This is a genomic window from Rhodococcoides kyotonense (genome assembly GCF_001645385.1).
Classification (GTDB): Bacteria; Actinomycetota; Actinomycetes; order Mycobacteriales; family Mycobacteriaceae; genus Rhodococcoides; species Rhodococcoides kyotonensis_B.
In genome coordinates this window covers 29,550-51,191 of sequence record NZ_LVHI01000021.1, presented here as the reverse complement: position 1 = coordinate 51,191, position 21,642 = coordinate 29,550, and the positions used below count along the sequence as shown (strand labels likewise).

The window sequence follows — 21,642 nt, the reverse complement described above, 5'->3', positions numbered from 1 at the left end:
CGAGCGGAAGGCGACGGCGGCACCCTAGGGTGTATCGGGTGAACAAGCGCAGCCCGATAATTGCCGCCGTCGTCGACCTCGTTCTGGTCCTTGTCTTCTGCGCGATCGGTCGCCGCAGTCACGACGAGGCGAACGTCATGGCCGGGCTGTTTCACACAGCCTGGCCTTTCGTCGTCGGGGCGGTCATCGGCTGGATCGCGACGGTCACGCTCTACCGCGACAAGTTCGACGCCTTTCTCATCCTCCCGACGGGCATTCTCGTGTGGGTGTCGACGGTTCTCTTCGGCATGATCTTGCGCGTCGTCAGCGGTCAGGGCACGGCATTCAGCTTCATCGTCGTCGCGTCGACAGTTCTGGCCGTGTTCCTGCTGGGTTGGCGCGCCCTCGCCAAATTGGTACCCGTCTCGAAAAACTGATCTGCAGATACTCCCGAACACCGGCCGATCGTGAAACAGTTCACCTATGGCCGAACTACAGGACAAGCAGAGCACCGGGTTCTTCGGACAGCCATTCGCGCTGGCGAATCTCTTCGGTGTCGAGATGTGGGAGCGTTTCTCGTTCTACGGGATGCAAGGCATCCTCATCTACTACTTGTACTACTCGGTGTCCGAGGGTGGCCTCGGAATTCCCGAATCGTCGGCGACGTCGATCGTCGGCGCATACGGCGGAACCGTGTATCTGTCCACTATTCTCGGCGCATGGATAGCCGACCGACTTCTCGGTTCGGAACGCACTCTGTTCTACAGCGCGATCATGATCATGTTCGGACACATCGCGTTGGCTGTTCTGCCCGGATTCCTCGGCGTCGGAGTCGGTTTGATTCTCGTTGCGTTCGGCAGCGGCGGGCTCAAAGCGAATGCGACGTCGTTGGTCGGCGATCTGTACGACGAGCACGACACCCGTCGCGACGCAGGCTTCTCCCTCTTCTACATGGGCATCAACATCGGCGCGTTCATCGGGCCGTTGCTGACCGGCCTCGCTTGGGACAAGCTCGGGTTCCACGCCGGATTCGGTTTGGCCGCAATCGGTATGGCGCTCGGCCTCATTCAATACACGATCGGGCGCAAACACCTGCTCGGAATCGGTGCCACGCCGCCCCATCCGCTCCCTGCGAGCGACCGTATGAAGTGGGGCGCGATCGGCGTCGCCGCGATCGTCGTCGTCGCCTTGCTGTCCGTCTTCGGCGCCATCACAGCGTCGAATTTGTCCGACGTCGTCGTCGGCGTCACCATCGTCGCTGCGGTCGCCTACTTCGCAATCATTCTGTCCAGCAAGCACATCACGCAGATCGAGCGTCGACGCGTCATCTCGTTCATCCCGATGTTCATCGCGAGTGCCGCGTTCTGGTCACTGTTCCAGCAGCAGTTCACGACCGTTCCGCTCATCGCGGACACCGAACTCGACCGCAATCTGTTCGGCTGGGACTTCCCGCCGTCGTGGGTCCAGTCCATCAACCCCGTGTTCATCATCATCTTCGCCGGTGTGTTCGCGGCGATGTGGACGAAGCTCGGCGATCGCCAACCGTCGACGCCCCTGAAATTCGCTGCAGGAGTGGGCATCATGGGCCTGGCGTTCCTCGCCTTCGTGCCGTCGCTGGCCGGTGACAACATGCCGCTCCTGGCTCTCGTGGGAATCCTCCTGCTGTTCACGTTCGCCGAATTGTTCCTGTCCCCGGTCGGCTTGTCGTTGTCGACCAAGCTCGCGCCGAACAACTTCCACACCCAGATGGTGGCGTTGTTCTTCCTGTCCGTGGCATTGGGTTCCGCGATGGCGGGCACTCTGGCCGGCTACTACGACCAGGCCGACCCGAATCCGTTCTTCTACACCGTCGGTGGCGCGTCGATCGCCGTCGGGGTCGTCATCGCGGCGATGTCGCCGTGGATCAAGAAGATGATGAGCGGGGTGCAGTAGCCGAAACCGGCACGGCTACTTCAGAAACAACCAGGCCGCGAGCCCCAGACCACACAGTCCGACGCCGATGCGCAGGACCGTCGGTGGAATCACCTTCACCACCGGCGGTCCCGAGTAGCCCCCGACGAACGCGCCGATGCCCAGCGCCAATGCGGCGAGCCAGTTCACTTCACCGGAGAACGCGAAGATCACGGCAGCAACGAGGTTGGCCACGCCCAGGAAGAAGCTCTTCAGAATGCTGGCGCGCCACATGGAGTTCGACGTGCACACCAGCGCGAGCGCCAGGAATATGACTCCCGCCCCCGCCCCGAAATACCCGCCGTAGATCGCGACGAAGAACAGACCGACGGGATAGAACTTCTGGGCCGTCCCGCCGGCTCCACTCCCGTCCCCCTGGGTCGGCCCGCCGGCTCCACTCCCGTGCCCCTGGGCCGTCCCGCCGGCTCCCCTCCCGCCCGCCAGCAGCCGCAGCCGGGGTTGCACCAGCAACGCCACCGCGGCGAAGGCGACGAGAAAAGGGACGACGATCTCGAAGGATCCCGCGGGCGCCCACAACAGCACCAACGCACCCACCAACCCGCCGATCGCCGAGTAGGCAGCGAAGCGCACCAGCTGCTTGCCGTCCTTCGCCAGTTCCGACGACGCGTTCGCCGTCGCACCGATTCCGGCGGCCACCAACCCGACCGTGTTGGTCACGTTCGCCGCCACCGGCGGAAGCCCGGCAGCAAGAAGCGCGGGGTACGACACCAGCGACGCGAGCCCGGTCACGAATCCGACGAGGCCCGCGAAGAAACCGGCGACGACGAGCAAGCCGAAATCGAGCAGAGTCACGAACAGTAAAGCTACCGTGGCTAAAGACTTGGCCGGCTACTCGGCTTTGCCGGAGTCCATCTCCCGGAGCAGCATGGTGCTCATCTTCACGGCTTGGTCTGTGCCGTCGGCATTCTCGATGTAGACGGCGAACGCCAGGTCGCCGCGGTTCGCGATGAACCACCGATCGTCACCGCTGTTCCCCGAGAAGCCGGTGAGACCCCCGTAGGAATCGAGACCGGCGTCGTGTGCGGAGTTCCGCATCATGTCCCGCAGCGTGGCCAGCGCTTCCGGGGCGATGGACGCCGTCTCCTTGTCGGCCACCGCGGTCTGGCCCGCGACGATCGACGGTAGAGGCGCCGCGCCACGTGCGATCGCAGCGCCGATCTGTGCCAGACCGAACGGCGTGATCGACACTTCCGACGTCTCGTTGCCGACGGTCCGGATGCGGTCGATGGAGTTGTTGCCCGACGGCACCTGGCCGGTGTAGGCGTCGAGACCCGGCATCGAGTAGTTGACGCCGAGACCGAGTTGCGTCGCGTTGGAGTCGTCACCCCTGGTGACGGCGTCGACGAGATGCGACGCCGACCCGAGCGGATACATCCCCGAGAACGCGATCTGCCCCTGCTCGTTGGCGTAACTGTTCTGCGCTGTCGCGACGATGGCGCCTGTCGACGGCTGGATAGCAACGATCGACGCTGCGGTCCCGACGCTGACGACGGCTTCTTCGGCTGCCAGCTGGATGCGGGGATCGAGCGTCGCGTGCAGGTCCGGTCCGGGGGGACCCTGGAATCCGGCCTGCCGCGTGACGACGCCGTCCGGACCGGTGACGTCGACGGCCCATCCGGAGGTGGCGTCTCGATTGTCCTGCCACGCCTTGCGCAACGAATCGAGCAGCGGCGACGTGATTCGGCGATCCCCGGCGATGAGCTTCGGCGTCGGAACGACGACGACACCGTCGATGGCTCGCAGGTCGTCCTCGAGAACACCGAAGTCGTCGTCGCGCAGGTTGACCGCGAGGATCGGGCTTCCCGGCGTCGCAGCGAGGTCGCGTTGCAGGCTTTCGGCGGTGATCAGGGGTGCCACGACGTCGATGACGTCGGCCAGTCGCGTCGTGGATGCCACGGGGTCTGCCATGCGCGACGGGTCGAGCATGATCGCGTTGATCGTCCGCTCGTTCATCAACACGTTCTGCGCGGCGTCGAAGACAAGCGGCGGCGCTGCGTCGGTGCGGACGTAGCGGACGGATCCACCCGCGGGCATGTCGGGCGCGAGCATGTCCTGCTCCCACGTGATTCGCCAGCCGACGCTCAACTTCTTGGCGGTGCCGCGTGTCGAGTACGACCAGTCCTTGCCGTCCCCGAAGTTCCAGTCCGACGCCATCGTGAAGAAGCCGGACGAGTCGTCGAGTCCAATGAACTGCGTCAGCTCGAAGTCGCCTGTCGGCGGTCCGCCTGCGGACAAACCGTCGAACATCTGCGTAATGCTCGCGGCGGCGGCGTTGGGATAGGACGTGAGATTCGCTGCGGCCGAGACGTCACGCGCATTGAGTGCGTCGACGAAATCACCGACCGCCGCCTCGCCGGCGTTCTCGGGCCGATCCAACATCCATACCGCCGCGGTCGAGGACAAGACGAGCGTTGCCCCCACTGCTACTACGTAACGTCCCCGTTTCGCGCTCACGCGCGCCGCCCTCCCTGAACCCATGCTTCATTCTAGTCACTTCAGTCACACGCGTAACAAGCACGGGATTCACACGCTCTGGTCACGAATTCGCTACACGCCTCCCCACGTGCACTTCCCGCCTGCATTCATCGTGGTCAATCGTGACGCCCAACACAAGGCCGAAAACCGTCACAATAAGCAAACGACGGGCAAATGAGCGCCTAGCGCAGGAACCGTCCTGCGGCCTCCAGGGCGGGGGCCGAACTCTGTCCGCCGGCGACGAACACGGCGAACGCCAGATCACCCTGGATCCCGACGAACCAGCCATGTGCGCCTTCGTTGTTCGGCCCGAACTCGGCGGTTCCGGTCTTACCGAGCAGGCCAGGGATGTCCTGCAGTTGCGTCGCGGTTCCGGCGGTGACGGTCTCGCGCATCATCGCCCTGATCTGCTCCGCGACCACCGGGTCGACCGCGACGGGCGTCGTGTCCGCCGTGCCCGGTTGACCGCTCACGAGAGTGGGCGCCTTCAACGCCCCTCCCGCGATCGACGAGGCCACCAGCGCCATCCCGAACGGCGACGCCGTTACCTGTCCTTGACCGATGGCCGACTCGACGCGTGCCGCAGGGGTGTCCGCGACCGGGACGGTGCCGGTGACGGTGGTCAGGCCTGGCGTTACGTAATCGACACCGAGTCCGTATTGCTGCGCGGTCTTCTGCAGACCGTCGGCGGGCAGTAGGACGCCGAGGCGCCCCATCGTCGTGTTGCACGAGCGGGCGAATGCGGTGTGCAGCGGAACGTCCCCGAGGTCGAAGTTGTCGTCGTTCGGAATCTGACGGCCTTCGATGTTCTCGGTGCCGGGGCACGGAAGGATCGTGTCCGGCGTTGCGGTGCCCGCCTCGAGCGCAGCCGACGTCGTCACCGTCTTGAACGTCGATCCGGGCGGATACAGCCCGGTCAACGCGATCGCACCCTCTGCGTCGGCGGCCGCGTTCTGCGCGACGGCGAGCACGTTTCCGGTCGACGGCTGCAGCGCGACGATCGCCGCTTGCTGCGGCAGCGACGTCAGCGCATTCTCGGCCTTCAGCTGCAGACCCGCGTCGAGAGTCGTCGCGATGTCGGGAGCAGGCGTCGCGTCGACACCCGCCAACTGCTGGACTGCCCCGTCGGCGGAAATGGACTGTACGGACCAGCCCTTGTTCTCGTCGAGCTGCTGTTGCCACAGCTCCGAGACACCGGTCAACGCGGGCGACGCCAACGCGCGGTCGGTCGTCAGCAGACGAGTCTGCGGCGCGAGTGTGACGCCAGGAAGCGCCGCGAGCGGGGCTGCGATCGGATCGAGGTCGGACTGACGCAGCGAGACCACGGTGAGCGCGTTGCCCTGTGCTGCGGCTCGATCGGCAGCGATCGATTCGGCCGAGATGGTCGGAACGATCGGCGTGAGGTACGACGCGACCGCGGCGGGGTCGGCGGACGCGTCGATGTTCACGAGCGTGACGACCTGCTGGGACATCAATTCGACGCCTGTTCGGTCGAACACCTTGGGCGTGACGAGCGCATCGGTCGACGTGTAGCGCACCGTGCTGTCGGCCGTCAGGCCCGGTGCGAGGACGGCAGGATCCCACTGGATCTTCCACCCCTGATCGGTCTCGGTCGCGGTCGCCTGCGTGTCGTACTGCCACTGTTTGGGCTCGCCGTCGGGCTCTTCGGTGCCGTCGTTCGTCGTCGAGAAACGCCATGTCGCGTCGAGCGTGACCGCGCCACCGTCTTCCGACGCCGATTCGACGGTGAAGTCCGGCGTCGCCGTGACGGACCCGCCGGCGCCGAGCCCGTCGTACAGGCCCGTCAGCGCAGCCGACGCGGCCACCGGATCGGTCGTCAGCTGCGCGGCGGCCTCGGCGGACCCGCTGTTGATCGCATCGACGAATTGTTGGGCGGTGGTCTGCGGTTCGGGTGGGCCGTCGTCACCGCATCCCGCGAGGACCAAGGCCGTGACAGCGACGAGGGCGGAAACCGTCTTCTTCGAAGTGCGCACGCACTTGATCATGCCCCACCCGTGGCGGATATCGCTGCAACGGAGTAATCATGTAAGTGTGTAATCAAACGCAACCAAGGAGTTGTCATGAGACACCATGGAAGAAAGTTCGGACGACCCGGTGGGTGGCAGCAAGCCGACGCACCGGACACCGGTGACGCCGCAGAATGGTTCAGCGGACGGCTTCCGGAAAGTTGGTTCGCCGGCGACGCGACGATCGAGGTGGACCGGGAGGAGATCGTCGTGATCGGCGAACTTCCCACGCCCGACGACGCATCGGCCGCGTCGACCGAGGGTCGCATCGCGCGGTTCCGCGAGACCACGCGTCAGGACCGGATGCAGATCGCCGACGAGGCGGAGGCACGCTACGGACGCAAGGTGGCGTGGGGCGTGGCCGTCGACGGGGAGGCGGTGCTCTTCACCCACCTCGCCGTTCCGGTGATGACCCGCCTGCGACAGCCGGAGCGCAAGGTATTGGACACGCTCGTCGATGCAGGCGTCGCGCGATCTCGTGCCGATGCGCTGTCCTGGGCCGTCAAACTCGTCGGTGAACACACCGAGGAATGGCTCGGAGAGCTGAGGGAGGCGATGAGCAAGGTCGACGATCTGCGCAAGAAGGGCCCTTCGGGCACGTGAGCGGAAATGCGTGCCAGAGCACGCATTTCCACGCACGACCACAAATGGGGTTGCGTGTGCGACGCACCCGGGTTTAATCTGGCTGTCGCCTTGTCGTCGACGATTTGGAGAGGCCGTTGCTCTTCTAGAGGTTCGTTCGCCTGCTTGTACGCACGCATACCTCTGGAGCAATCATGTCTACCTCTTCATCCCTGCGCATTTCCGATCTCGGGTTCACCTGGCCGGACGGCAGCCGCGTGTTCGACGGCCTCGACGCCGTGTTCCCCACCGGCAGAACAGGTCTCGTCGGGTCCAACGGTGCGGGCAAGTCGACGCTGATGAAACTCGTTGCGGGAGAATTGCACCCCCAACGCGGCTCGATCACCGTTCCCGGCGAGCTCGGCTACCTCCCGCAGGACATCACCCTGCGCGCAGGCAGGCGCGTCGACGACATTCTTCGTATGCGTGAACTTCGACAGGCGCTGCACCGCATCGAGATCGGAGAATTCACCGACGACGACTTCGCTATCGTCGGCTCCCGGTGGGATGCGGAGGAGCGTGCCGTCGCGCTGCTCGACAAGTTGGGATTGGGCCACATCGTCGCACGACCGGAGGATCTCGATCGCGTCGTCGGAACGCTGTCCGGCGGTGAATCGATGCTGCTCGCGCTCACTGCGGAACTACTCGCGGAGCCGGATGTGCTGCTCCTCGACGAGCCGACCAACAACCTCGACCGAGACGCCCGCGCACACCTCTACCAGGCCGTCCAGTCGTTCCAGGGCGTGCTGATCGTGACGAGTCACGACCTCGATCTGCTCGCGATCATGGACACCACTGCCGAGGTTCGAGCCGAGCGAGACGGGGTCAGCCGCCTGCGCGTGTTCGGCGGTAACTACGAGCACTACCGTGACGTCGTCGTCGCGGAACAGGAGGCTGCGCGCGCCGCGGTGCACGACGCCAAGAACGATGTGCGCAAGCAGGAACGCGAATTGATCGAGGCCAGAACCAAACTCGATCGACGCGCCCGGTACGGCAAGAAGATGAACGAGCAGAAGCGTGAACCCAAGATCGTCATGGGCAATCGCAAACGGGCAGCACAGGTCTCGGCGGGCAAGCTACGGGGCAACCACCTCGACAAGGTGAGCGACGCACAAGCGGTTCTCGCCACGGCCGAGGATCGCCTCCGTGACGACCGCGAGGTCCGCGTCGAGCTCCCCGCGACGAAAGTGCATGCGGGACAGAGGATCGTTTCAGTCGCTTCACTGGAGATCGTGGGACCGGAACGCATCGCACTGATCGGACCGAACGGTAGCGGCAAGACAACACTGCTGCGACAGCTCGCGGACGCGGAACCCGCTGTGCCGTGGCGATACCTGCCGCAACGCCTCGACGTGTTCGACGAGTCTCGGTCGGTGGCCGAGAATGTTGCGGCAGTCGCGGCACACGCGTCGAACGAGCAGATTCGAGCCCAGTTGGCGCGCTTTCTTTTTCGCGGGAGCGACGCGGATGCCGTCGTCGACACGTTGTCCGGGGGTGAGCGTCTCCGTGCTGCACTGGCGACCATTCTGCTCGCCGAACCCGCGCCGAGGTTCCTGATGCTCGACGAACCCACCAACAATCTCGACCTCGCCAGCAAGGCCCACCTGACGGAGGCGTTGGCGAGTTACGAGGGTGCGCTCGTCGTCGCGAGTCACGACTTACCGTTCCTGCGGGATCTCGAGCCGACGCGATGGGTCGAACTGGAGCGTGCATGATGGACGAGTGGACTTCGCGACGAACCCCTCGGATGGAACTCGGATCGCCTACACCGTCGTGGGCTCGGGTCCGCCACTGCTCATGGTGCACGGAAGTCTGCTGACACACACGATCTGGCGCACGTTCGGGTACGTCAAAGCCTTGCGTCCGCGTAGGTCGTTGATCCTGCCCGACATGCGCGGGCACGGCCGGAGCGACAAACCGCACGACGTCGACGCGTACCGCATGGACAATATCGTCGGCGATCTCGTGGCCGTCCTCGACGAGGTGGGTGTCGACAAGGCGGACTACTGGGGTTACTCGTACGGTGCGCGCGCCGGCCTGACATTGGCAGCGCGGGCACCCGAGCGCGTCAATTCCCTTGTTGCCGGCGGAGGTTCGCACGGACCGCAGAAGGGGGCGTTCGATCGGCTGTTCTTCCCGGGGTGCGCGGACGTCCTCGCGACCGGAGGCATGGACGGCTTCATCGACGAATGGAACCGCCACCGCCTGTTTCCGGTGGACCCTGCGACCCGAGCCGTGTTCAGCGCCAACGATTCCGACGCGATGGCCGCCTACTTCCGCGCGTCCGACGCCGAGCCCGGGTTGTCCGACGACACGCTGCGCGGACTCGGTATTCCTTCGCTGTTCTACGTCGGCTCCGAGGACACGACGCGTCGGGACGACTCGCGCGCGGCTGCCGCGCTCGTTCCTGAGTCGGAGTTCCACCTGATCGACGGCTTCGACCACTCGACGACGCCCGCCGCGGGCGACGAGGTGCGGCGCGTCGTCGAGCCGTTTCTGGACCGAATGTCACCTTCGGTCACCTGAGGCTGAGGCGCGGCCCGAATCCGGACCGAGGGCGCCCCTTGCTCACTCAGAGTGAGCGAGGGCGTCCTTCGGTCACCTGGGGCGCGGCCCGAGTCCGGACCGAGGGCGCCCCTTGCTCACTCAGAGTGACCACCGGTGACATTCGGTCACCTGGGGCGCGGCTGCCCCGACGCGCCGCCGGTCAGAGATGCAGGTCCCGCTTCCGGATGAGCCCGGTGGCGATGACGCTGACGACCGAGGTTCCGACGAGGAAGCCGCAGGCCAGCCAGGGCGACCCGCTGCCCGCGGCGATGAGGGCCGTCAGGATGAGCGGGGTGACGCCGGAGGCGTAGATGCCGGAGAACTGGTAGACGATCGACAGCCCCGTGTACCGGATCTCGGTCGGGTACAGGCTGGCGTACAGGGTGCCTTGCGCGCCGTAGAAGAGTGCGTGGACGAATCCGAACACGAGAACGAGGCCGAGCCCGAAGAACCAAAGGTTGCCCGTCCCGAACAGCGCGAACACCGGGAACACGGCGACGCCGTAGAGCGCGATGCCGATGATGTAGATCTGCTTGGCGCCGTAGCGGTCGACCAACAGCCCGGAGACAGGCAGCAGAACGGCCATGGTCACCGCGGCGACGGTGACGACGAGCAGCACGGGCACTTTCTCGAAGTCGAGTTCGGTTGTCGCATAGGTGATCGCGAAGACACCCCACGTGTTGAACGCAGCGCCCTCACCCCAGCGAGACAGCAGTCCGAGGACGGTTGCTCGAATCGATCTGCGCGCGAACACGTCTCGAACGGGTGCCGACGACCGCTGCTTCAGGTCGGTGACTTCCTGGAAGGCCGGGGTCTCCTCGACTTTCAGTCGCACGATGAGCCCTACGGCCACGAGCACGAGGCTCAGCAGAAACGCGATGCGCCAGCCGTACGCCAGGAAGGCGGCGTCGTCGAACACGGTTTGTAGAAGCGCGAACATCGCTGTGCCGAGCGCTAATCCGAGCGCCAGACCGATCTGCGGGATGCTGCCGAACAGGCCACGCTTCTTCTCGGGACTGTGTTCGACGGCCAGCAGAACAGCACCTGCCCATTCACCGCCGAGCGCGAAGCCCTGCAGAATTCTGAGCAGCAGCAACAGAATCGGCGCGAGTACGCCGATCTGCTCGGCCGTCGGCAAGGCACCCATCAGCGCGGTGGCGATGCCCATGATGAACATCGTCAGCGCGAGGGTCTTCTTACGTCCGATGCGATCGCCGAAGTGGCCGAACACCACTCCGCCGACGGGGCGGACGACGAAGCCGACCGCGAATGTCGCGAAGGAGAGCATCGTGCCGACGAACGAACTCTGGTCGGGGAAGAACAGCTGATTGAACACCAGGCTCGCGGCCGTGGCGTACAGGAAGAAGTCGTACCATTCGACGGTCGTTCCGAGAAGGCTTGCGGCGACGACGGTACGGAGGCGCTTCCGTCTGGCCGGGTCCGATTCTGCCGCGGGCTCGGCGATTGCAGTCATGTGTCGCGACAGTAACTAGGCATCGCCTACAGGTCAGCATTTGAAATCATCGTGATTCGAACTCTGGCGAGCACTCGGAAGCACTGCCAGAATCGGCCGATATGTCTCTGCGCTTTCATTGGTTCCTGCCCACCTACGGCGATTCGCGCAACCTGATGGCAGGCGGCCACGGGTCGTCGATGTCCGGTGACCGACCGGCGACGCTGAAGTATCTGAATCAGATCGGTGCCGCGGCCGAGGACAACGGTTTCGAGGCGGTGCTCACGCCGACCGGCGCATGGTGCGAGGACGCGTGGCTGACGACGGCCATGATGATCGATACGACGGAGACCCTGAAGTTCCTCGTCGCGCTGCGGCCGGGACTGATCGCTCCGACGCTCGCAGCCCAGATGGCGGCGACGTTCCAGTGGCAGTCCGGCGGCAGGTTGCTGCTCAACGTCGTCACGGGCGGTGAGGACCACGAGCAGCGACGGTTCGGCGATTTCCTGACCAAGAACGAACGCTACGAACGCTGCGGCGAATACCTCGACGTGACGCGTCGCCTCTGGGCCGACGACGGCCCCGTCACCTTCGACGGCAAGTACATCAAGGTCGAGGAGGCGTCGCTGCAACGGCATCCGGAGCCGACGCCGCCGATCTTCTTCGGAGGTTCGTCCCCTGCCGCCGGGACCGTCGCGTCGCAGTTCGCCGATACCTACCTGACGTGGGGTGAGCCGCCGGCTGCTGTGGCGTCGAAGATCGCGTGGATCCGAGACCTCGCGGACGTGCAGGGACGCACGCTCGACTACGGCATCCGCCTGCACGTCATCTCACGCGACACATCCGAGCAGGCGTGGGCCGAAGCCGACCGCCTGCTGTCGAACCTCGACCCCGCGACGGTCGACGCCGCGCAGGCAAGTCTCGCCCGGTCGGCGTCCGAAGGTCAGCGTCGGATGCGTGAACTGCACGGCGGCGGCGACGCGTACCAGCAGGGCGCGGACGCCCGTTCACTCGAGATCGCACCGAACCTGTGGACGGGGGTCGGCCTGGTGCGCGGCGGCGCGGGAACGGCTCTCGTCGGATCGCACGAGGAAGTGGCCGACCGAATCGCGGAGTACGCGTCGATCGGGCTCGATCACTTCGTGCTGTCCGGCTACCCGCACCTCGAGGAAGCGTTCCACTTCGGCGAGGGCGTGCGGCCGATCCTGGAAAAGCGCGGTCTCGTGCAGCCGCGGTCGCGCGAACACGCCACGACCGGCATTCCGTTCCGGTAATCCCCTCGTGCGTGGGAATGTACAGCGGGCTGTACATTCCCACGCACGGGTCGCCTACTCCCGAAACTCCCCCGTCAACACCTCGCCGGAGTTCTCCCGCGCCCGCAGTTCGACGCGGCGGATCTTGCCCGAGATGGTCTTCGGCAGTTCGAAGAACTCGATCCGTCGGATCCGCAGGTACGGGGCCAGGTTCTCGCGGGCGTACTTCAGGATCTGAGAAGCCGTGTCCTCGTTCGGTTCCCACCCCGCGGCCAGCGAGACGTACGCCTTCGGCACGGCCAGGCGTGTCTCGTCGGGAGCGGGGACGACGGCAGCCTCGGCCACGGCCGGGTGCTCGATCAGCACGCTCTCGAGCTCGAACGGCGACACCTTGTAGTCCGACGCCTTGAACACGTCGTCGGTCCTGCCCACGTACGTGATGTAGCCGTCCGAGTCCCGGGATGCGACGTCGCCGGTGTGATAGTACCCGCCGGACATGACCTGTTCGTTGCGTTCGGCGTCGCCGAGGTATCCCGTCATCAGATTGAACGGTGACGCCGCGAGATCGAGGCAGATCTCGCCCTCGTCGGCCCTCGCACCGGTCACCGGGTCGACGATGACGACGGGAACACCGGGCAACGGCCGTCCCATCGATCCGAACTTCAGCTCCGCGCCCGGCGTATTGCCCACGAGCGCAGTGGTTTCCGTCTGTCCGAAGCCGTCACGGATCGTCAGGCCCCACTGCTTCTGCACGTGCGAGATGACCTCGGGGTTCAACGGCTCGCCCGCACCGATCGCTTCGCGCAGAGCGCCCTTGCCGCCGGAGATGTCGGCCTGAATCAGCATGCGCCACACCGTCGGAGGCGCGCAGAACGTCGTGACCTCCGCTCGACGGATCTGCTGGAGCAGAGCCTTCGCGTCGAACCGGCTGTAGTTGTAGATGAAGATGGTCGCCTCGGCGATCCACGGCGCGAAGAAGCAGCTCCACGCATGCTTCGCCCAGCCCGGTGAACTGATGTTGAGGTGGACGTCGCCCGGCTTCACACCGAGGAAGTACATCGTCGTCAGATGTCCGACAGGGTACGACACCTGCGTGTGTTCGACGAGTTTCGGCTTGCTCGTCGTGCCCGACGTGAAGTACATCAGCAGACGGTCGCTGGGCGCGGTGACGGACTCGAACGGCCGGGGATCCTGGACGTCGTACGCCGCGTGGTAGTTCGTCCATCCGTCCGTGTCACCGACGGAGATACGCAGGTAGTCGCCCGGGACCTCGTCGAACTTCGGAGCATCCGACGGGTTGGCGACGACCGCCCTCGCCTGTCCCCGTTCCACACGATCGACGAGGTCGACGGTTCCGGTGGCCGTCGTCGTCGGCATCAACACCGCGCCGAGCTTCATGACGGCGAGCATCGTCTCCCACAGTTCGACCTGGTTGCCGAGCATCAGGATCACCGAATCGCCGCGTCCGATGCCGAGCGACTCGAGCCACCGCGCGACCTGGTCGGATCTGCGGGCCATGTCGTCGAAGCTGTACTTGGCCTCGGAGCCGTCTTCCTCGACGATCCACAGCGCTGTCGTGTCGTTGCCACGGGCGATGGCGTCGAACCAGTCGATCGCCCAGTTGAACGTGTCGGGGAACGACGGCCACTCGAAGTCGGTCAGGGCCGTGTCGTACTGGCCGTACGCGCCGAGCAGCACGTCGCGCGCCTGCCTGAACGCCTTGGTTGCCGTTCCGTCCGTCATCGAAGCTCCTTGAATGTGGCACACGTCTCAGTCCGCCTCAGGCTAGAACGCCGTCGAAAAGCCGCGCTACCCCCGAACAGGGGTGACGGGACAGTTGGCGTTAAGTGCGCGCCAAGCGGTCGGCGGCAGTCTTCGAGCCATGACAACGACACAGAAAACCCAGAAGATCACCTCCGACGCCGACCTCCTCGGAATTCGGCTCGCCCATCGCGCGATGCGTCGCGACGCCTCCCGCCTCGTTGCGTTGTGTACCGGGCTCGGCCACGGCACCGAGAGTCCCGACGCGAAGCAGGTGGCCGCTATCTCCGAGTACGTTCACCTGTTCGCCGACAGCATCCATCACCACCACACCACCGAGGATGACGTCCTGTGGCCGAAGATCGTCGCGTCGGTCGGTCCGCACATCGACCTGAGCGATCTGACCGAGGATCACGAAGCCCTCGATCCGTTGCTCGACGAGCTGCGTGCAGCAGCCGACGGTCTCCCCGACAGCCTGCCGCGCCTGACCGCCGCGCTGGTGCAGTTGAAGAACGAACTCGACGAGCACATCGAGGACGAGGAACGCACGATCTTTCCCCTCATCACGGAGCACCTCCCGCTGGCCGAGTGGGAAGCCGTCGAGAACGCGGCGCGCACGGGCGGCAAGGTCGACTTCGAACTTCCCCGAGCATTCGACGTGCTGACCCCGGAGGAACTCGTCCGGCTGAAGAAGGAAGGCGGGATGATGCTGCGGGTGATGATCCCGTTCCTCCGTCGCAAGTACCGACGTCGAGAACGAGCCTGTGGCCTGTGACTGTAATGGCATTGCATTGCAACCCTTTTCGCGACGGCTGCATCGCCAGGGCCTGAACACCCGGTACGGTCGGCGCGCCCAAAACCGTCTCACGGTTCATTGACAACGTCGTCGCCGCGGGTGGACAGTGGATTACGGCGAAGGTGACGGGTCGGGGTCGACCGCAGTCACGACAGGAGCGGGGTGGGCTCCGAAGGGGTGGGGCCAATGACACAGCTTCGATCGGCGTTCGCGGCGGATGCCCCGATCGAGCCACGTGGTAGTGACGAATGGTCCTCTACCTCAGCGATATTGGGCCCGGTCGACGCCCGTTCGACAGGAGTGGGTGCAGCCTCGTCTCTGTCGACCGAATGCCTCGTCGAGACTCGACCTGACGCGGCCGTCGACGTCGTTCTGCGGTTCTTGCACTCGCAGGACCGACGAATCGAACGCAGGACCGGTGACTCCTTCGTCGCAGTCGACGACCTGACCGTGGCCGGCACGCACTGGTTGCCGTGGAGGGAGGCAGTCGAAGTCGAGCTCGACCTGGGCCCGGTCCCGTTGTCCGCCTTCGGCACCGGAACAGTGGTACCGGTGACCGTTTCGGGTGGCGTGACGACCGAACCGCTCGGGAACAGGGGACGGATCGTCAGGTCCCGAAAGCCCCTCACGGGCGAGATCGTTCTGTCCGGTGAAGAATTGGGCACGTACACCAAACTGGGCGTCGAAGTGAGCAACACCGGGCCGCCCGAACCAGATCGGGAATCGGCCATTCGCGCGTCGTTCATCGAGACGACTCTGCTTCTCCACGCCGAGCACACGCGGTTCTCGTCACTGCTCGAACCGCCCCGGACTGCCGTCGAGTCGGCACGAAAGTGTCACCAACACAGGTGCTTTCCCGTGTTGACGGGCGAACGCGGAAGTACCGATTCGATTCTCGTGTCGCCGACCGTGCTGTACGACTATCCCGAAGAAGTCCATCACGAAGCCGACGGACGCGAGTCGGTAGCGCCGGACGACGCCGACGGCTGGTGGGAGGCCGATCCCGCGAGTCTCGTCGAACCCGACCCGGACGTCGTCGTCATCGATGGCGTGACGGTCGCGAAGAACAGTGTCGTTCGCGTCCGACGCCGTCGATCCGGCACACCGGACTTGTTCTTCGGCGGACGAACGGCCCGCGTCGAGTCAGTTCACGAGGATGCGCGCGGTGACACGTGGATCGGCGTCGTGATGCTGGACGATCCGGCAGCCGACATACACGGATGGTCGGGACGTCGGCTCCACCTCGCGCCGAACGAGGTGGAACCAGCCCGAGAGCGCAGGAGCGGAGCCCGCGGAGTGACCCGGGAGCTCCGCGTCGCACAGGTCAGATTCGATCCCCTGTCTCCGGGTGGAACAGGTGCACCGGACCGTCGATCTTCGTCAGGCTGACACTGTCGCCGATCCTCGCCGGGGCACGGACCGCGGATCGCGCGACGAGCGACACCGGACCGCCGTCGAGTCCCTTGACCTTGGGATCGTCGAGGTGCGCGTACACGTACGATTCGCTGCCGAGCTCCTCGATCAGATCGACCTTCGCCGCGAAGCCGTCGGAGTGGTCGATGCCCAGCTGTTCGGGACGGAGACCGACCGTGACGGTGTCGAGGTTCGCGCTGGCGAGCTTGGTCAGCTCGTCACGTTCGAGCGGAAGCAGCGAGTTTCCGATCTGCAGCCCGCCGGAACCGATCGGCACCGTCATCAGGTTCATGGCGGGAGACCCGATGAATCCGGCGACGAACGCGTTGACGGGCTTGTCGTACAAGTCCGTCGGCGACGCGAACTGCTGCAGCTTGCCGCCGCGCAGCACGGCGACGCGGTCACCCATCGTCATGGCCTCGACCTGGTCGTGGGTGACGTAGACGGTGGTCGTGCCCAGCCTGCGCTGCAGTGCGGCGATCTGCGTGCGGGTCTGGACGCGCAGCTTGGCGTCGAGGTTCGACAGCGGCTCGTCCATGCAGAACACCTGGGGTTCGCGAACGATGGCGCGGCCCATGGCAACTCGCTGACGCTGACCACCGGACAGCTTGGCCGGCTTGCGGTCGAGGTACTCGGTGAGGTCGAGCAGCTTCGCCGCCTCGGCCACCTTCTTCTTGCGCTCCTCGAGCGAGACACCGCGCATCTTGAGCGCGAATCCCATGTTCTCGCCGACGGTCTTGTTGGGGTACAGCGCGTAGTTCTGGAACACCATGGCGATGTCCCGATCCTTGGACGGCACCCCGACCATGTTCTTGCCGCCGATCTCGATGGCGCCGCCGTCGATGTCCTCCAGTCCTGCGAGCATGCGCAGCGCCGTGGACTTTCCGGAGCCGGAAGGGCCGACGAGGACGACGAATTCGCCGTCGGCGATGTCGAGGTCGAGCGAGTCGACCGCGAGCTTCTCGGCACCGTCGTAGATGCAGGAAGCTTGTCTGTAATTGATTGCAGCCATGAGGAACTCCTGTATTCGAGTAGGCCGAGCTACTTGATGGCGCCGAAGGACAGACCGCGCACGAGCTTGTTCTGTGCGATCCAGCCGGCGAGGATGACGGGCAGTGCTGCGAGCGTCGCAGCTGCGGACAGGCGAGCCCAGTACAGGCCTTCACCGGTGATGAAGCCGACGAGTGCGACCGGAACGGTCTGAGCTTGCACGGCAGTGAGGTTGACGGCGAAGAAGAATTCGTTCCACGAGAAGATCACGCAGATGAGTGCGGTTGCCGCGATGCCGGGTGACACGAGAGGCAGGATCACTTCTCGCACCGACGTCCACAGCGACGCGCCGTCCATGCTCGCGGCTTCGAGCAGCTCGCCCGGCACTTCGAGGAAGAACGACCGCATCATCCACACGGCGATCGGAAGGTTCATGGCCGTGTACAGGATGATCAGCGCCCAGATGTTGTCGAGCATGCCGATGTCACCGACGATGACGTAGAGCGGCACGATCGCCGCGACGACGGGAAGCATCTTCGTCGAGATGAAGAAGAACAGCACGTCCTTCGTCTTCTTCACCGGCCGTAGCGACAGCGCGAATGCGGCCGGAATGCCCAGCAGCAGAACGAGAAGCGTCGAGACGATGGTCGCGAACGCCGAATTCAGCAGTGCGGTACCGATACCACTCGACAGCACCGCGCTGTACTGGTCCAGCGTCGGGGTGAAGAACAGCGTCGGCGGGTTGGTGTACGCGTCGGATTCCTGCTTGAAACTGGTGATGACCATCCACAGGACGGGAAAGAAGAACCCGATTCCGACGATCCACGCGACGACGGTCCAGATGGTGCCGGCGCCGAACTTCTTCTTGTGCTTGACGATCGGCGCGCTGGTGGTCGCCGGCTCGGTGGTAGTTGCCGTGCTCATCAGGCTGCCTCCTCGTTCCCGCTGAAACTCTTGAAGATCAAACGCAGCGCGAGGGTGCTGACGATGATCGTCGCGACGACGGTCACGACACCCATCGCAGCGGCCTGGCCGATGTCGAAGCCGAGGAACGCGCGTTGGTAGATGTAGTACGGAAGGTTCGAGCTCGCGACACCCGGTCCGCCGGACGTCATCATGTAGACGGCGTCGAACGTGTTGACGAGGTAGATGGCACCGAGGACGGCGCCGAGTTCGATGAAACGACGCAGATGCGGCAGCGTCAGTTCGCGGAACAGCGCGAACGCGCTTGCGCCGTCGACGCGTGCTGCCTCGGCGATGTCCTTGGGCATCGACTGCAGGCCCGCCAGGATCAGCAGCATCATGAACGGCGTCCACTGCCAGATCAGGTTGACCATGACCGCGGCGAGCGGGTAGCGCGACACCCAGTCGATCTGCTCGACGCCGAAGGGGCTGAGTGCGAAGTTGATCAGGCCGAAGACCGGATCGAACATCGTCGTCTTCCAGATCAGCGCGCCTGCCACCGGGGTGACGAGGAACGGTGTGATCAGAAGCGTCCGAATGAGGCTGCGGCCGATGAACTTACGGTCGAGCAACAGCGCGAGGAACAGACCGAGGATCACCGAGATGACGACGGTGCCGACGATCATGATGACCGTGTTGAGCGCGACCTCGCGGAACTGGCTGTCACGGAAGACGTCGACGTAGTTGTTGAGCCCGTTGAATTCTCGGGATCCCGGGCGGACCAGGTTCCACGACTGCGTCGAATAGTAGAGCGTGAACAGGAACGGAATCTGCGTGACGACGATCGCGAAGATCAGTGCAGGCAGCAGTGGCCCACGACGGCGCCACCCTTCCGCTTTCGAGATGGTGCGCGGGCGTGGGACGAACTTCTCCGGTTCGGCCTCCGTTGCCCGCTCTTTCGTCGTGGTCATCCCTGGCCCTCCTGGTACGTCTTGCCGACCACTTCGGCGTACTGCTGCGCTTGAGCTAGCGCGTCCTGGACGCTGATTCGTCCTGCCACTGCTGCACTGATCTGCTGACTGACGCGGGTGCCCAGGTCCTGGAACTCGGGAATCGTCAGGAACTGCACTCCGGTGTAGGGAACCGGGTCGACGGTCGGGTTGTTCGGGTCGGCGCTCTCGATGGAGTCGAGCGTCAACGGTCCGAACGCGGCCGCAGCTTCGGCGTATTCGGGGATCTCGTAGGTCGAGATTCGGCTACCGGGCGGCACACGCTCCCAACCCAATTCGTTACCGACCTTGTTCAGGTACTCCTTGCTCGTCATCCACGACACGAACTTCCACGCGTCGTCGGGATGCTCGGACGTCGTCGGAATCCCGAGCGCCCACGAGTAGAGCCATCCGTTGTCGCCCTTCACCTCGCTCGGCGCCTTGGCGTAACCGATCTTGCCGACGACGTTGCTGGCGCTCGGGTCCTCGAGAACCGAGACCGCCGACGTCGCGTCGTACCACATCGCGGTGTTGCCCTGCGAGAGCTGCGTCGCGCACTCGCTGAAGCCGCTGGTGGCCGCACCGGCCTGGCCGTGTTCGCGCACGGTGTCGACGTAGAACTGAACAGCTGCTTCGACTTCGGGACTGTCGAGCTGTGCGTTCCAGTCCTCGTCGTACCAGCGTCCGCCGAAAGCATTGATGACGGTGTCCAGCGGCGCGAGCACCTCGCCCCAACCGGGCTTGCCGCGTAGGCAGATTCCGGAGACGCCGCCTGCGGGGTTGTCGAGCTTGGCGGCCGCGTCGGCAACCTGCTGCCACGTCGGCTCCTCGGGCATCTGGATGCCCGCAGCTTCGACGAGATCCTTGCGGTACATCAGGAACGACGACTCACCGTAGAACGGCACCGCGTACATGCTGCCGTCGTACGACAGCGACTCCTTCAGGGTCGGGATGAAGTCGTCCTCGTCGTAACCCGGTGTCGCGTCGGCGTATTCGGAGAGATTGGTCAGCCAGCCGTTCTCGGCCCACTGCGGGGTCTCGAAGTTGCTGATCATGACGACGTCGAACTCGCCGCCACCCGTCGCGACGGACGCGGTGATCTTGGCGCGCGCCTCGTTCTCCGACAGCGACACGAACTTCAGGTCGATGCCGGGGTTCTCGGCCTCGAAGGACGGGGCGAGCGAGATGGCGTCGGCCATCTGGGAATTCGAGACGATGGCGACGGTGATGGTCGTGCCGCTCCCACCGCCACCGATCGCGCCCGCGCCGGCGCAGCCGGACAGGACCAAGGTCGTCACAAGCGATGCTGCGACGGCCGCCTTCCGTGGAGCTCTCACGTGGAACCTTCTTTCTGTGCAATCAGCCAACGAGCGCTTTCGATATCGGTAACCAACATGGATGCGAAACCGCCACGCAGTGCGCCGAGAATCGCCTCGTGCTTCTTCTTTCCACCGGAGATCAGAACCGCACGTGTACATTTCGCGATCGCATCGAGCGAGACCGACACTGTCCTCGCCGGAAGCGAACCGCCCGTTTCACGCCCGTCGGCGTCGAAGAACCGTCCACCGATCTCGCCGACGGCACCGAGTCCCTGCAGCTCGTCGAGGACGGTGGCGTCGATGAAGCTGCCCTCGAACAGCGTCGTCGACGTGGAAACGGGACCGAGACCGTACATCATCGCATCGGCCTCGGTCCCGGTCTGGAGGGCACGCGAGATCACCGAATCCTGCTGCAGTGCAGTGACTGTCGCATGATCCGCGTACAGGGGAGCGTTCAGCCGCACAGGCTTGGCCTGCAGGTACTGCGCGCATCGACCCAGGGTGAACTCGACGCCGGTCTGGTAGTCGGCGGACGTCATCGAACCGTCGAGCTGCACGACCTGCGCGCACTTGGCGCTGCGCGTCTTCAACGACTGCGCGACAGCGACGGTTTCGGGGCCCCACGTGAAACCGAGAGTGTCCGACGGCTGGAGGCGTCGGCTGAGTAATGCGGCCGCCGCCCGTCCGAGCGAGCCGTATCCGATGTCGGTTCCGTCGACGACGTCGGGCACGACGAGTGCTTCGGTGAGCCCGAAGGCCTGCTCGAGGTCACGCTCGATCTCGGCATGGACGGTGCCCTGAAGTTCGTCCGGCACATGAACCTCGATCGTGACCAGGCCGAGCGTGCGCGCTTTCGCGACGAGCCTGCCCGCCGTCGGACGCGAGACGCCGAGCTTGGCGGCGATCTCGGCCTGCGTCGCCCCTTCGAGGTGGTACATCGTGGCCGCCCGTACCGCGAGACGCAGATCGTCGCTCGTCTTCGACGAACGCTGTGCGGGAGCGGAGCCTGCGGAGTGACCCGGAGGCGCCTGCTCGGGTGCGGTCACGACCTCTCCTTCGATGCCATAAGAAGTGAGCAAATGCTCAGCGTGTGTTCTTATGCTCATTAAGCTAACATTCAGGTGTGATCTACACAACACCCGACT

General features: G+C 65.0%; 18 protein-coding genes. 8 read left to right on the top strand and 10 right to left on the bottom strand.

What is annotated here, in order from left to right; translation table 11 throughout:
• Positions 1 to 38 precede the first annotated feature (38 nt).
• Positions 39 to 416 carry a DUF3054 domain-containing protein gene (locus tag A3K89_RS15540; protein WP_068427626.1) on the top strand — a complete coding sequence of 126 codons (378 nt, stop codon included), beginning with the start codon at positions 39 to 41 and terminating at the stop codon, positions 414 to 416.
• Between the two features lie 46 nt (positions 417 to 462).
• Positions 463 to 1,911 carry a peptide MFS transporter gene (locus A3K89_RS15535; RefSeq protein WP_068427578.1) on the top strand — a complete coding sequence of 483 codons (1,449 nt, stop codon included), beginning with the start codon at positions 463 to 465 and terminating at the stop codon, positions 1,909 to 1,911.
• A 15-nt stretch (positions 1,912 to 1,926) separates the two neighbouring features.
• On the opposite strand, the gene A3K89_RS15530 is transcribed toward A3K89_RS15535, so the two are convergent.
• From A3K89_RS15530 to A3K89_RS15520, 3 genes are all read right to left on the bottom strand, one after another.
• Positions 1,927 to 2,742 (bottom strand): sulfite exporter TauE/SafE family protein, encoded by an 816-nt coding sequence (locus tag A3K89_RS15530; protein ID WP_068427575.1) that lies wholly within the window; start codon positions 2,740 to 2,742, stop codon positions 1,927 to 1,929.
• A gap of 36 nt (positions 2,743 to 2,778) precedes the next feature.
• Positions 2,779 to 4,428: an NTF2-like N-terminal transpeptidase domain-containing protein gene (locus A3K89_RS15525; RefSeq protein ID WP_174551436.1), complete on the bottom strand. Its 1,650-nt coding sequence runs from the start codon at positions 4,426 to 4,428 to the stop codon at positions 2,779 to 2,781.
• 179 nt (positions 4,429 to 4,607) lie between these two features.
• The gene (locus A3K89_RS15520; RefSeq protein ID WP_068427573.1) at positions 4,608 to 6,431 is read right to left on the bottom strand and encodes a penicillin-binding transpeptidase domain-containing protein; all 1,824 of its coding nucleotides are present in this window, start codon (positions 6,429 to 6,431) and stop codon (positions 4,608 to 4,610) included.
• A gap of 75 nt (positions 6,432 to 6,506) precedes the next feature.
• Here A3K89_RS15520 and A3K89_RS15515 point away from each other — a divergent pair, with 75 nt between their 5' ends.
• The 3 genes from A3K89_RS15515 (at position 6,507) to A3K89_RS15505 (ending at position 9,599) form a co-directional block, all read left to right on the top strand.
• Positions 6,507 to 7,055, top strand: a complete 549-nt coding sequence (locus tag A3K89_RS15515) for a hypothetical protein (protein WP_068427571.1) — start codon at positions 6,507 to 6,509, stop codon at positions 7,053 to 7,055.
• A gap of 173 nt (positions 7,056 to 7,228) precedes the next feature.
• Positions 7,229 to 8,788 carry an ATP-binding cassette domain-containing protein gene (locus tag A3K89_RS15510; protein WP_068427569.1) on the top strand — a complete coding sequence of 520 codons (1,560 nt, stop codon included), beginning with the start codon at positions 7,229 to 7,231 and terminating at the stop codon, positions 8,786 to 8,788.
• A 7-nt stretch (positions 8,789 to 8,795) separates the two neighbouring features.
• A complete protein-coding gene (locus A3K89_RS15505) occupies positions 8,796 to 9,599 on the top strand; it encodes an alpha/beta fold hydrolase (protein WP_068427566.1) in 804 nt (267 codons plus the stop codon).
• A gap of 181 nt (positions 9,600 to 9,780) precedes the next feature.
• On the opposite strand, the gene A3K89_RS15500 is transcribed toward A3K89_RS15505, so the two are convergent.
• On the bottom strand, positions 9,781 to 11,094 hold the full coding sequence (locus A3K89_RS15500; protein WP_068427564.1) for an MFS transporter: 1,314 nt from the start codon (positions 11,092 to 11,094) through the stop codon (positions 9,781 to 9,783).
• A 101-nt stretch (positions 11,095 to 11,195) separates the two neighbouring features.
• Here A3K89_RS15500 and A3K89_RS15495 point away from each other — a divergent pair, with 101 nt between their 5' ends.
• Positions 11,196 to 12,347, top strand: a complete 1,152-nt coding sequence (locus tag A3K89_RS15495; protein ID WP_068427562.1) for an LLM class flavin-dependent oxidoreductase — start codon at positions 11,196 to 11,198, stop codon at positions 12,345 to 12,347.
• Between the two features lie 54 nt (positions 12,348 to 12,401).
• Here A3K89_RS15495 and A3K89_RS15490 read toward each other — a convergent pair whose 3' ends face one another.
• On the bottom strand, positions 12,402 to 14,069 hold the full coding sequence (locus A3K89_RS15490) for an AMP-binding protein (protein ID WP_068427620.1): 1,668 nt from the start codon (positions 14,067 to 14,069) through the stop codon (positions 12,402 to 12,404).
• A gap of 139 nt (positions 14,070 to 14,208) precedes the next feature.
• On the opposite strand from A3K89_RS15490, the gene A3K89_RS15485 reads away from it, so the two are divergent.
• Both A3K89_RS15485 and A3K89_RS15480 read left to right on the top strand, forming a co-directional pair.
• Positions 14,209 to 14,862: a hemerythrin domain-containing protein gene (locus A3K89_RS15485; protein WP_068427559.1), complete on the top strand. Its 654-nt coding sequence runs from the start codon at positions 14,209 to 14,211 to the stop codon at positions 14,860 to 14,862.
• Positions 14,863 to 15,069: 207 nt separating this feature from the next.
• Entirely contained in the window at positions 15,070 to 16,272 is a 1,203-nt protein-coding gene (locus A3K89_RS15480) for a hypothetical protein (RefSeq protein ID WP_157105358.1), read from the top strand.
• On the opposite strand, the gene A3K89_RS15475 is transcribed toward A3K89_RS15480, so the two are convergent.
• Genes A3K89_RS15475 through A3K89_RS15455 form a run of 5 tightly spaced genes read right to left on the bottom strand, consistent with a single transcriptional unit; the run spans position 16,208 to position 21,543 of the window.
• Positions 16,208 to 17,308: an ABC transporter ATP-binding protein gene (locus A3K89_RS15475; protein WP_068427553.1), complete on the bottom strand. Its 1,101-nt coding sequence runs from the start codon at positions 17,306 to 17,308 to the stop codon at positions 16,208 to 16,210. The genes A3K89_RS15480 and A3K89_RS15475 overlap by 65 nt on opposite strands.
• 29 nt (positions 17,309 to 17,337) lie before the next feature.
• Entirely contained in the window at positions 17,338 to 18,210 is an 873-nt protein-coding gene (locus A3K89_RS15470) for a carbohydrate ABC transporter permease (RefSeq protein ID WP_068427551.1), read from the bottom strand.
• Positions 18,210 to 19,160: a carbohydrate ABC transporter permease gene (locus tag A3K89_RS15465; protein ID WP_068427549.1), complete on the bottom strand. Its 951-nt coding sequence runs from the start codon at positions 19,158 to 19,160 to the stop codon at positions 18,210 to 18,212. The genes A3K89_RS15470 and A3K89_RS15465 overlap by 1 nt, the downstream gene beginning before the upstream one ends.
• Complete coding sequence (locus A3K89_RS15460; RefSeq protein ID WP_068427545.1) at positions 19,157 to 20,515, bottom strand: ABC transporter substrate-binding protein; 1,359 nt, start codon at positions 20,513 to 20,515, stop codon at positions 19,157 to 19,159. The genes A3K89_RS15465 and A3K89_RS15460 overlap by 4 nt, the downstream gene beginning before the upstream one ends.
• Entirely contained in the window at positions 20,512 to 21,543 is a 1,032-nt protein-coding gene (locus A3K89_RS15455) for a sugar-binding transcriptional regulator (RefSeq protein ID WP_371828809.1), read from the bottom strand. The genes A3K89_RS15460 and A3K89_RS15455 overlap by 4 nt, the downstream gene beginning before the upstream one ends.
• Between the last annotated feature and the right edge of the window lie 99 nt (positions 21,544 to 21,642).